12 protein-coding genes are annotated in these 11699 nt (G+C 64.7%); 9 read left to right on the top strand and 3 right to left on the bottom strand.

Features of this window, described 5'->3' with window-relative positions:
* Window positions 1-279 precede the first annotated feature (279 nt).
* From HMPREF2990_RS02450 to HMPREF2990_RS02420, 7 genes are read left to right on the top strand one after another with little or no spacing between them, the layout of a single operon-like run.
* Window positions 280-1860 (top strand): anthranilate synthase component 1, encoded by a 1581-nt coding sequence (locus HMPREF2990_RS02450; RefSeq protein WP_070762550.1) that lies wholly within the window; start codon window positions 280-282, stop codon window positions 1858-1860.
* Window positions 1857-2471, top strand: a complete 615-nt coding sequence (locus HMPREF2990_RS02445; protein WP_070762549.1) for a glutamine amidotransferase-related protein — start codon at window positions 1857-1859, stop codon at window positions 2469-2471. Before HMPREF2990_RS02450 ends, HMPREF2990_RS02445 begins: the two co-directional genes overlap by 4 nt.
* Complete coding sequence (gene trpD / locus HMPREF2990_RS02440; protein WP_070762548.1) at window positions 2472-3500, top strand: anthranilate phosphoribosyltransferase; 1029 nt, start codon at window positions 2472-2474, stop codon at window positions 3498-3500.
* Window positions 3493-4932, top strand: a complete 1440-nt coding sequence (trpCF, locus tag HMPREF2990_RS02435) for a bifunctional indole-3-glycerol-phosphate synthase TrpC/phosphoribosylanthranilate isomerase TrpF (protein WP_070762547.1) — start codon at window positions 3493-3495, stop codon at window positions 4930-4932. Before trpD ends, trpCF begins: the two co-directional genes overlap by 8 nt.
* Window positions 4925-6196: a tryptophan synthase subunit beta gene (trpB, locus tag HMPREF2990_RS02430; protein ID WP_070762546.1), complete on the top strand. Its 1272-nt coding sequence runs from the start codon at window positions 4925-4927 to the stop codon at window positions 6194-6196. The genes trpCF and trpB overlap by 8 nt, the downstream gene beginning before the upstream one ends.
* A gap of 1 nt (window position 6197) precedes the next feature.
* Window positions 6198-7055, top strand: coding sequence for a tryptophan synthase subunit alpha (trpA, locus tag HMPREF2990_RS02425; protein ID WP_070762545.1), 858 nt, complete (start codon window positions 6198-6200; stop codon window positions 7053-7055).
* The gene (locus HMPREF2990_RS02420) at window positions 7052-7426 is read left to right on the top strand and encodes a Rieske (2Fe-2S) protein (protein ID WP_141757766.1); all 375 of its coding nucleotides are present in this window, start codon (window positions 7052-7054) and stop codon (window positions 7424-7426) included. The genes trpA and HMPREF2990_RS02420 overlap by 4 nt, the downstream gene beginning before the upstream one ends.
* 95 nt (window positions 7427-7521) lie before the next feature.
* Here the strand turns inward: HMPREF2990_RS02420 and HMPREF2990_RS02415 are convergent, their stop codons facing one another.
* Complete coding sequence (locus HMPREF2990_RS02415; RefSeq protein ID WP_070762544.1) at window positions 7522-8622, bottom strand: NADH:flavin oxidoreductase/NADH oxidase; 1101 nt, start codon at window positions 8620-8622, stop codon at window positions 7522-7524.
* Window positions 8623-8644: 22 nt separating this feature from the next.
* Between HMPREF2990_RS02415 and HMPREF2990_RS02410 the strand changes: the two genes are divergently transcribed.
* Together HMPREF2990_RS02410 and HMPREF2990_RS02405 are read left to right on the top strand one after the other, a co-directional pair.
* Window positions 8645-9622 (top strand): bile acid:sodium symporter family protein, encoded by a 978-nt coding sequence (locus HMPREF2990_RS02410; protein ID WP_070762543.1) that lies wholly within the window; start codon window positions 8645-8647, stop codon window positions 9620-9622.
* Window positions 9623-9638: 16 nt separating this feature from the next.
* Window positions 9639-9950, top strand: coding sequence for a hypothetical protein (locus HMPREF2990_RS02405; RefSeq protein ID WP_070762542.1), 312 nt, complete (start codon window positions 9639-9641; stop codon window positions 9948-9950).
* A 132-nt stretch (window positions 9951-10082) separates the two neighbouring features.
* On the opposite strand, the gene HMPREF2990_RS02400 is transcribed toward HMPREF2990_RS02405, so the two are convergent.
* Window positions 10083-10547 (bottom strand): hypothetical protein, encoded by a 465-nt coding sequence (locus HMPREF2990_RS02400; RefSeq protein WP_070762541.1) that lies wholly within the window; start codon window positions 10545-10547, stop codon window positions 10083-10085.
* A 286-nt stretch (window positions 10548-10833) separates the two neighbouring features.
* Window positions 10834-11259, bottom strand: a complete 426-nt coding sequence (locus HMPREF2990_RS02395; protein WP_070762540.1) for a hypothetical protein — start codon at window positions 11257-11259, stop codon at window positions 10834-10836.
* Window positions 11260-11699 lie beyond the last annotated feature (440 nt).

The raw sequence follows: 11699 nt of genomic DNA, 5'->3' as shown, positions 1-11699 counted from the left end.
CGGGATGTTTCACGTGAAACATCCCGGGTTTTTGCATGCTCGGGCGAATTACTTTCACATTATGAGAAAAAGGCGTCCATTTTCTTGCGGGAGTGTGCCAAGGGAGATAGGTTAATGGATGTGACTTACATGACTTCGACCAACTGGTGGTGGCACGCTTAAGCGGCGTGCCACCGATTGTAGGTATTCACACATCACGGCCCGCCGGCTTGTACACACTCAAGCACCGCGGGTCTTTGCTCCCAGTACCCTCGGTGTCAGCACACACGAAGGACGACAATGAGCACCCCCCCGCAACAGTTCGCACCGGACAGACCACCCCGGTTTACGCTTAAACCTGTCCGCTACCACGAGGACGCCGCGAGCCTGTTCGCCCATCTCGGCGGCACCACCGCGGATGACTCCGTACTTTTAGAGTCCGCGGACATTACCACCCGCTCCGGGCTCCAGTCCCTGGCCGTGCTCCGCGCCTCCCTGCGCGTGACCTGCTACGGACAGCGCGTTATCGTCGAGCCACTCACCGCTTCTGGGCAGGTGCTTGCCGACGCCCTGCGCACGCAGCTGAGCGACTACCACGTTGGGGATGACACCTACGAGTTTCCGCCGTCGGCCGCCGCGGACGAGCGCGAGCGACTCACCGCAACCTCCACCGTTGAGGTCCTGCGCGCGCTGACCACCGGTGCAGGCTACGGCAACGAAGACTTCCCGCTGCTGGCCGGGGGCTTCGCCTACGACTTCTTGGAGACCTTCGAGGAGCTCCCAACAGTCAAGGACGGGGCGAATACCTACCCCGACTACCAGTACGTGCTGGCTGAGGTCCTGCTGCGCATCGACCATAAGCAGCAGACCGCATACCTCGCGGGTGTGGACGCAGCAGGCGAGGGCATCGACTTGGACGAGCTCGCCGCGCGCATCGAGTCTGCCGAGCCGGGAGCTGACCACGCCTACCAGCCGACGGAACCTGCGGCCGAAACCCTGCGCGTGCGCGCTGACATCCCCGACGCCCAGTTCTGCGCTGACGTGGACAAGCTCAAGGACAACATCTACAACGGTGACATCTACCAGGTGGTGCCCGCGCGCTCCTTTGTGACCGAGTGCGTGGATGCCTTCGCCGCGTACCTCAAGCTGCGCGAGACCAACCCCTCGCCGTACATGTTCTACCTGCGAGGCATGGACAAGCACGGCAAGCCGTACCAGCTCTTCGGAGCCTCGCCGGAATCCAACCTGAAGTTCTCGCACACCGATAGGGAAGTGCAGCTGTACCCGATCGCGGGCACCCGCCCCCGCGGCCTGGCTGCCGACGGCTCCATCGACCACGAGCTGGATACCCGCATGGAGCTGCAACTGCGTACCGACGCCAAGGAGGTCGCGGAGCACACCATGCTGGTGGACTTGGCACGCAACGACGTCGCCCGCGTGGCCACCCCGGGCACCCGCAAGGTGGTGGACCTGTTGCAGGTGGATCGGTACTCCCGCGTGATGCACCTGGTCTCGCGAGTCACGGCGGAGCTTGCCGAGGACCTGGACGCGCTCGACGCCTACCGAGCATGTATGAACATGGGCACGCTCACCGGCGCGCCGAAGCTGCGCGCCACCGAGCTGCTGCGCGAGCTGGAGGGCACCCGCCGCGGCTCCTACGGCGGCGCGGTCGGATACCTGCAGGGCAACGGCGATATGGATAACTGCATTGTCATCCGTTCCGCCTTTGTCTCCGGCACCACGGCGGTGGTGCAGGCCGGTGCCGGGGTGGTGCGCGATTCCAACCCGCAATCGGAGGCCGACGAAACGTTGCACAAAGCCTACGCGGTGCTCAACGCGATCGCGCTGGCGGCCAACGCTGAATTGGAGGTGGAGAAGTGATTGTCCTTCTAGATAACCAGGATTCCTTCGTATACAACCTGGTCGACGCGCTCGCTGAGTATGACTCAACAGTCTTCCGCAACACGGTGAGCGCGGACACCGTGCTCGCTGCTGAGCCAGACTTAATAGTGCTTTCGCCTGGCCCCGGTTACCCTGCGGAAGCCGGGTGCATGGCCGAACTCATCGAGCGGGCGCAGGGCAACATCCCCATGCTCGGCATCTGCCTGGGCTATCAGGCGCTGGTGGAGCACTTTGGGGGAGCGGTGAGGCCGTGCGGGCCGGTGCACGGGGCGTCGATAAGCATGGAGCTCACCGCCGCCGGGCAGGACTCGCCGCTGTTTACGGGCATGACCGTGGACGACATCCCAGGTCAGCCCGGCAAGCTCGTGCCGGTGGCGCGCTACCACTCCCTTGGGGCGACTGAGGTGCCGGCCGGGATGCACGCGCTCGCGTACACGGACACCGATATTGGCGACGTGGTGATGGCCGCGGCTACCGACGACGGCATGTCCATTGGCCTGCAGTTTCACCCAGAATCGATTCTTACCCCCGCCGGGCCGACCATGTTGCGGCGCAGCGTAGACATGTCAATGAAGAAAGGTACTCAGTAAATGGCATCGGATAAATCTCTCGAGATTCTCAAGCGCTTCCTGGACAACCACGAGCCGACGCTGGAGGAGGCCATCGAGGCCTTTACCCCGCTGACCGTGGGCGATTACGACGACGTGCACATCGCCGCGCTGCTGGCCACGATCCGCACCCGCGGCGAAACTTTTGCCGACGTCGCCGGTGCCGCGCGCGCTTTCCTCGCCGCAGGCCGCCCGTTCCCCGTGACGGGGGAGGGGCTCATGGATACCGCTGGTACCGGCGGCGACGGCGCGAACACCATCAACATCACCACGGCGGCCTCCCTCGTCGCGGCAGCGGGCGGGGTGAAGATGATCAAGTGCGGCAACCGCTCGGTGTCCTCCAAGTCCGGCTCGGCCGACGTACTTGAGGCGCTGAATATTCCGCTTGACCTGGACCCGGAGCGCGCGGTGCGCCAGTTCGAGTCTTCCAACTTCACCTTCCTCTTCGCGCCCGCCTACAACCCGGCGATCGCGCACGTCCAGCCGGTGCGCAAGGCGCTCGGCGTCTCCACGCTGTTTAACACGATGGGCCCGCTGCTCTCGCCGGCGCGCCCCGAGTTCCAGATCATGGGCATCGCTAACCCGGCGCAGGGCCAGCTCATCGCGGAAACCATGCGTGAGCTGGGTCGCGGCCGCGCGCTCGTGGTCCACGGCGCGGGCACGGACGAGCTTGCCGTCCACGGCGAGTCGCAGATCTGGGAGCTGGACCGCGAGGGCAACATTACCCACTACACGGTCACCCCGGAGGAGCTGGGTATTTCCCGCCACTCGCTCGAGGACCTGCGTGGTGGCGACGGGGCAGAGAACGCCGCCGCGATGCGCGCCACCTTCGCCGGCGAGAGCCCGCAGGCGCACCGCGATGCGGTCGCCGCCACCGCCGGTGCCATGTTCTACCTCTACGGCACGTGCGAGACCATCGCCGAGGGCGTCAAGCACGCAAGGGCTTTGCTTGACGACGGCACGGTGCAGGATTGGTTGGCCCGCCACGAGGAGGCTGACTACAGTGTCTAAGGATTCCCCGCTGCCCACCGTACTGGAGGGGATCGTCGAGGGCCGTAAAGGTCACCTTGACGAAATTCGCCAGCGGGTCGCTCACGTAGATTTCGACACGTTACCTAAATCGGAGCGTTCGCTCTACGCCAACCTCAAGGCACCCGGCACGAGCTTCATCATGGAGTGCAAGTCCTCCTCGCCCTCGCTCGGGTTGATCCGCGAGCACTACGAGCCCGGCGCGATCGCGTCCGTCTACTCCCGCTACGCCGCGGGCATCTCGGTGCTGTGCGAGCCTAACCGCTTCGGCGGCGACTACGACCACCTCGCCACCGTAGCCTCCACCACGCACCTGCCGGTGCTGTGCAAGGACTTTATCATCGACGAGGTCCAGGTCTACGCCGCGCGCTACTACGGTGCCGACGCGATCTTGCTTATGCTTTCCGTCCTCGACGACGAGGAATACACGCGAATGGCCAACCTCGCGGATTCGCTCGGCATGGACGTCCTCACCGAGGTAATCGACGAGGAGGAGGCGACACGCGCCGCCAAGCTCGGCGCGAAGATCTTCGGCGTCAACCACCGCAACCTCCACGACTTGAGCATCGACCTGACCCGCTCGGCACGCCTGGCGAAGCACGCGCCCGCCGACGCCGTCGTGGTCTCCGAGTCCGGCATCCGCAACGTGGAGACAGTGCGCCAGCTCGGCGCACACTCGGACGGTTTCCTCGTCGGCTCGCAGCTGACGAGCCAGCCTGACATCGACCTCGCCGCCCGCGAGCTGGTCTACGGTCCGAACAAGGTCTGCGGGCTCACCTCCTTCTCCGCCGCGCAGGCCGCCAAGGCGGCGGGCGCGGTCTACGGCGGCCTCATTTTCGAGGACGCGAGCCCCCGCGATGTTTCACGTGAAACATCGGCCGACATCATCGCCCACGAGCCCGGCCTGAAGTACGTCGCGGTCTCGCGGCGCACCTCCGACTTCGCCGAGCTCATCCAGCCCGGCATTCACGCCGTCCAGATCCACGCGCCCTACCAGGGCTCGCTGGAAGCGGAGCTCGACCTTATCGGCCGTGTGCGCGAGGAGGTCGGCACGGATATCGAGGTCTGGCGCGCGGTCTCCATGAGCGCCGGGGATGGGGGAGCGGTGGCGGAGGGGCTGCACGCGAGCGTCGATAAGCTTGTGCTCGATGCCCACGCCGGCGGCTCAGGCGAGACCTTCGACTGGGCGAACATTCCGGACACCGTTAAGCCGAAAACGCTGCTCGCGGGCGGCCTCAATCCCGAAAACCTCGCGGGCGCACTGGGCGTCGGCTGCGCTGGCCTCGATCTCAACTCCGGCGTGGAATACCCCGCCGGCGCGGGCGTGTGGGCCGGGCGCAAGGACGCCGGGGCGCTGCGCCGCGCATTCGACATCATTGGCAACTACCACTACCCAAGGACGAACAATGAGTGACAACACCCACGGCGGCAGCACGATCCTGCCCGCCTACTACGGAGAATTCGGCGGGCAGTTCGTCGCGGAGTCGCTGCTGCCCGCCCTCGACCAGCTGGAGCGCGCGTTTGTCGACGCCTTCGAGGACGAGGAGTTCATGACCGAGTACCGCAGCCTGCTGCGCGATTACCTCGGCCGCCCCACGCCGCTCACCGAGTGCCGGAACCTGCCGCTTGATAGCGCCAACGCGCGCATCTTCCTCAAACGCGAGGACCTCGTCCACGGCGGCGCCCACAAGACGAACCAAGTCATCGGCCAGGCACTGCTGGCGAAGAAGATGGGGAAAACCCGCATCATCGCCGAGACCGGTGCCGGACAGCACGGCACCGCCACCGCACTCGCCTGCGCACTGCTGGACCTCGAGTGCGTGATCTACATGGGCAAGGTCGATATGGCGCGCCAGGAGCCGAACGTCTACCGCATGCGGCTCATGGGTGCCGAGGTCATCGGCGTCGATTCCGGCGCGGGCACGCTGAAGGACGCGGTGAACGAGGCGCTGCGCGACTGGACTGCCACCTTCCACACCTCCCACTACCTGCTGGGCACCGCCGCCGGCCCGCACCCCTTCCCGAAGATCGTCAAGGAGTTCCACCGGGTGATCTCCACAGAGGCGAAGCAGCAGATGCTCGAGCGCACCGGCGCCCTGCCGGATGTAGTGTGCGCGTGCGTCGGCGGCGGCTCGAACGCCATTGGTATGTTCGCGGACTTCATCGACGAGGACGGCGTCGAGCTCATCGGCGCCGAGGCCGGAGGAGAGGGCTTCGGCGTGGGCAAGCACGGCGCGGCCATCAACGCGGGCACCGTCGGCATCCTGCACGGCACCCGCTCCTACCTCATGCGCAACCCAGACGGGCAGGTGGAGGAGTCCTACTCCATCTCCGCCGGGTTGGACTACCCGGCCGTCGGGCCGGAGCACGCGCACCTGGCCAAGTCCGGCCGCGCCTCCTACGTCGCAGTCACGGACGAGGAAGCACTGTGCGCCTTCCAGCTCCTGTCGCGCTACGAAGGCATCATTCCGGCGCTCGAGTCCTCGCACGCGCTGGCCTACGCACTCAAGCGCGCTGCCGAGCACCCCAAGGATGCCGAACCGCTGCACATCCTGGTGTCGCTTTCCGGTCGCGGCGACAAGGACGTCGCGCACGTGCGCGCCACGCTCGACGAACACCCCGACTGGGTCATTGAGCGCACCCACGCAACCCCCACAAACGATAAGGAGAGGAACTAGCATGAGCGCCCACGCATCCTCACGCTACGAGAAGACCTTCGCCGCGCTTGCGGCCAAAGGCGAGGGCGCGTTCGTGCCCTTCATCATGCTGTCGGACCCCAACCCGGAGGCCGCGCTGGAAATCATCGACACGGTCGTTAAGGCCGGTGCCGACGCGCTGGAGCTCGGCGTGCCTTTCTCGGATCCGGTTGCCGACGGCCCCGCGATCCAGGCCGCGCACGTCCGCGCACTCGACGGTGGCGCGACCGTCGACCAGGCGCTCGACCAGGTCCGCACGATCCGTGAGCGCTACCCGGATCTACCGGTCGGCATGCTTATCTACGCCAACGTGGCCTATGTCCGCGGCCTCGACGAGTTCTACGCCGCCTTCCACGACGCCGGCGCGGACAGTGTCCTGCTTCCCGACGTCCCGGTGCGCGAGTCCGCTCCCTTCAGCGCAGCCGCGCTCGAGGCGGGCATCGACCCGATCTACATCGCCCCGGCCAAGGCCTCACCGGCGACCCTCGAGGGCGTGGCGGCGCAGTCCCGCGGCTACATCTACGCCATCTCCCGCGACGGTGTGACGGGTGCGGAGAAGGCCGCGTCCGTCGAGGGCCTGCGCGAGGTGGTGGACAACGTGCGCTCCTACGGCGGTGCCCCGGTGCTCCTCGGCTTCGGTATCTCGACCCCGCAGCACGTGGCCGACGCGATCGCGGCGGGCGCCACCGGCGCGATCACGGGCTCGGCGATTGCCAACATCATTGCCAAGTACACGGAGCACACGCACCCGAACCCGGCGCGCATCACCGACATGGAGGCGCTGAAGGCGGAGCTAGAGTCCTACGTTCGATCGATGAAACAGGCTACGATCAAGGCATGACTTGTTCACGACGCCTGTTCCTCCTCGGTACCGCCACCACCTTCGCCGGCGCCTTCCTCGCTGCCTGCGGCGAGCCGCCCAGCGAGGAGGTGGCCAAGACCGCTGTGCCCGTCGGTAGCGCGGTCATTTTGGACCGCTTCATCATCGCCCAGCCGAACCCCGGCGAGTACGTCGCCTACTCTGCGGTTTGCCCGCACCAGCAGCAGAAAATCACCGTGGTCGACGACGAGAACGTCCGCTGCACCGCCCACGGCTCGGTGTTCAATACCGCCAGCGGTGAAGTCGTGTCCGGCCCTTCGCTCAACCCGCTGACTACCGCCGCGCTGGAGGAGACCGGGGACCAGCTCATCGTGTCCAACCCGGAGAGCTAACACCAGCGAGCTCACACTCCAAAGAAGAAGCCCCAACGATGCAACACCGTTGGGGCTTTTCGCTTGCGCACCTACGGGCGCAACCGCACGATCACCTACGCGCGCCGCTGCACGCCCTTCCACCCGCGGAAGTACGAGTCAGGCCACGGTAGTTCGTCTTCGGTCGCGCCGAGCTCCTCGAGCGCGTCGATCGCCCACTCCGAATTGCGCAGCGCAGCCCGGCCGATCAGGACGGCGTCGGCCGCACCCGAGTCAAGCACTTCCTGCGCCTGGGTGGCAGAGAGGAGCAAACCGACGGCAGCGGTGGGCAGCCCGCCGGCCTCACGCACGCGGCGAGCGAAGTCGACCTGGTAACCGAGACCGACGGGGATGTCGGCGCTGACGTTGCCTCCGGTGGAAACGTCGATAAGATCCACGCCAGCGTCGCGAAGCAGGGGAGCGAGCCGCTCCGAGTCCTCCGCGCGCCAGCCTTCTGGCTCGACCCAATCGGTCGCAGACAGGCGGACCAGAAGCGGCATGCCTTCAGGGATCGCGGCGCGGACAGCCTCGACCACCTCGAGCAGCAAGCGCGTGCGGCCCTCGAAGTCGCCGCCGTACTCGTCGTCGCGCTGATTGGACATGGGGGAGGGGAACTGGTGGAGGAGGTAGCCGTGCGCGCCGTGGATCTCCACACAGTCAAACCCAGCGTCGACAGCGTGCCGCGCCGCGTCGGCAAACTGCCCCGGCACAGCACGCACCTCTTCGAGCGTCATGGCGCGCGGTGCGGCCTGACGGTCGGCAGCGATGGCGCTGGGACCAACAGTTTCCCAGCCGCCCTCCGCGACGGGGATGGTGCCGCGGCCGGCGTTGTCGGGCAGCATTGGGTACGTCGACGCCTTGCGCCCGGCGTGGTTCAGTTGGATGCCCATCGCCGCGCCCATCTGGTGCGCAAACTCCACGATCGGTGCCCACGCGCGGGCGTGCTCCGCGCTCCAGATCCCGGTGCAAAACGGGGAGATCCGCCCCTCGGGCACCACGCCAGACGCTTCGGCGATCAAGAGGCCGAACCCGCCGGCGGCGCGCGCCCCATAGTGCACCGCGTGCCACATGCCGGGCATTCCATCGCGCCCGCGAGCCTGATATTGGCACATTGGCGGCAGCCAGATGCGGTTGCGGATCTTGAGGTCTCTCAGTTGGATTTGCTCGCCTAAGTTCATGCCACCAGCCTAGACTGCAACCATGCCTTCTTTCCTGAAACGATTAGATCCGCTGGTTGCGGGCATCATCGTCGCGGCGATACTTGCTTTTCTCATCCCCGCCCGCGGCAGCTTTGCCGACGCCTTCGCGGTGGCAGTCAAGCTCGCGATCGCCTTGCTCTTCTTCCTCTACGGCGCGCGCCTGTCCACCCGCGAGGCACTGCGCGGCCTGACCCACTGGCGCCTGCACGCCGCGATCCTCTGTTGCACCTTCCTGATCTACCCGCTGATCGGCCTCGCCCTCCGCCCGCTCACCGTCATCATCTCCACGGAGCTCTATCAGGGCATCCTGTACATGACGCTCGTGCCGTCGACAGTCCAATCCTCCGTCGCGCTCACGGGCATCGCGCGCGGCAACCTCAGCGGTGCGGTCGTGGCCGCAAGCCTCTCCTCGCTCGTCGGTGTCGTCGCCACCCCGGTGCTCGTCATGTTGCTCATGGGTTCAGGGGAGGGCTTGCTTATCGACGCCTCCGTGTTCCTCAACATCGCCATCCAACTCCTCCTGCCTTTCCTCTTGGGACAGATCGCGCACAATCTCTCGGCCCGCGTCCGCGAGGTGGCCACATCCAAGGCGACGAAGATTGTGGACCGCGGTTCGATATGGATGGTGGTCTACTCCGCCTTCTCCACGGGCGTCGTTGCCGGCGTGTGGGAGGAGCTGCCGCTGTGGGAGATCCTCTTCCTCATCGTCTTCTCCGCTGCGCTCGTGCTCGTGATGCTCTGGCTGACGCGCGTGGTGCCGAGCAAGATTGGGTTCAACCGCGCGGACACGGTGGCAATCCAGCAGTGCGGCACCCAGAAGTCGCTCGCGACCGGTTTGCCGATGGCGTCGGTCATGTTCGGCGGCGCGACGCTCGGTGCGGTCATCATTCCGCTGATGGTCTACCACATGGTTCAGCTCATGGTCTGCTCTACATACGTGTCGCGCTACGCTGGTGAAGATTACAGCGACGCAAAGTAAGAAGGAGACGTTTCACGTGAAACATTACGTGCGCATCCACTACCAGGTGCCGGAGCTCGGCGGAGAGCTCCTCAACATCGCGGAGTTGGAAGAAATCAATAGCGAGCGCTGCACGATGGTCCGCATGATTGAGCTAGACCCGGAGGAGACGATTACGGGCGTGTTTGTCGACGGCCGCGTGATCGGCCAGGCGAACGAACCAATGCCCGCCGTGCCGCACCCGGACTCTTACGGCGCCATCGAAGGCATTACTGCCGTGAAACTCACTCGCATGGAGTTTGAGGACCTGTGGGGAGAAGCGAAGGTCAAGTTCCCCGAGATTGGGTAGCGCTTCAGGCGTGATGGCAAGACTGAAGGCCCCTGCGAAAAGATTTCGCAGGGGCCTTCATTGACGTCTTGCCGTAGTTCTTCGGCACTTGACGCCTAAGGCTCTAATGGACCTTAGGCGTGGGTGAAGGACTTAGAACGGGAGCTTGATGTTGCCCAGACCCGGGATTGCGCCGCCGCCAGCAACGACAGCGAGGATGCCGAGCACGAGAGCGCCGATGCCGGTGCCGAGGAGGATGTTCGCGGTCTTGCCCGGCTCCCAGCCGTTGGAAGCGTCGCTCTTGATGGAGGACAGCAGTGCGGAGCTGACGTCCTCGTCCTCCTTGCCCTCCTTCGGCTTGGCGAGGCCGGTGGCCTTGCCCTTGTTCTCCTTGTAGTACTTCTGCGCATCCTCGTCAGAGATGTCGGAGGAGCTGACCTTCTTGCCGTCCTGCTTGTCGCCCTGCTTGCCGTCCTTAGAGGAGCTGCCCTGGTTGTCCTGGGAGCTAGCGTTGGTGTCGTCCTTGCCCGGGTCCTTGGCGTCCTCTGCGTAAGCCGGAACGACGGCGAGGGACAGGGCGGTTGCGACTGCGATTGCAGCGGTAGCGGTGCGCTTCATGAGGGAATCCTCTCTAATTGGGTTCGAGATACCGTATTGCACCTCGAGTGGGTTCAAACCTAAAGCCGAAGACTTAAGGCCTGCAAGCTTTTGCCTGCCTAGTGGTTGGCAACTGCTTACTATTCATCACATCGAAGTGTGTAGACGATACGTTACGTAGGGCGAGCACTTTCTTCTACGTGTTTCATGTCACATATTGATAACGGATTATATAAGCCCTGTTTAAAGGGAAAATCCCCACCCTCGCAAGTGCGAGAAGTGGGGAAGATCTGAAAAGCGCGTTGCCCTAGAACGGCAGGTTCGGGAGGGTCACGCCCGGGATGACGCCAGACGCAGCCACGCCGCCGAGGACCGCGAGGACTGCGACAGCAATGCCGGTACCAACGAGAATGTCGTAGGTCGTGCCAAGCGGGTAGCCCTGGTTCGCATCGTTCCTAAGAGAAGACGTGAGAGGGCTGGTCTTGCTGTCTTTGTTGGCTTCGCTGCTCGACTTGAACACTTTATCCTCAGAGGACTGCGCGTACGGCTTGGAAAAACCACGGCCTTCTTCGAGGGCTTCTGCGATGACGGCGGCTCCAGCATAGAGACCCAGCTCTTCATCCGTCACCTTCGACGAGGAATCGTGATTGGCGGCTGGAAGAGCCTGTGCGGGTGCTGCTGCCAGGGACACAGCGGTGACTGCGGCGAGGGATGCTGCGGCAATGCGCTTCATTGGAATCTCCTATGGGTGTTGAAGTTTGATGCCAAGTGTATGGCAATGCACACAGAGTACAGTGGACTCCACCCCTCGTCCACCGTATTGGAAATTAACTTCTAGACTGCTGATGTATTTCACAACTCGAAGGCAGCAAAGCTAGGAACCGCCCGTGGGCTCAGGTTCCGGCAGATTCCATTACACAAGAGTGGCAAGCGAGAAATCCCGTTCCGAAAACCAATCGAACTAAAGAACTGCTCCCAGAAACACGCATCCCCACCCTCGCATGCGCGAGAAGTGGGGAAAATCTGAAAAGCGCGTAGCCCTAGAACGGCAGGTTCGGAAGGGTCACGCCCGGGATGACGCCAGACGCAGCCACGCCACCGAGAACCGCAAGGACTGCGACCGCAATGCCGGTGCCAACGAGGATGTCGTAGGTCGTGCCAAGCGGGTAGCCC

The sequence above is a fragment of the Corynebacterium sp. HMSC071B10 genome, assembly GCF_001814825.1.
In the GTDB taxonomy this organism is placed as follows: Bacteria; Actinomycetota; Actinomycetes; order Mycobacteriales; family Mycobacteriaceae; genus Corynebacterium.
Note: the sequence above shows the minus strand (reverse complement) of the source record. Positions and strands in the feature narration are given on the sequence as shown.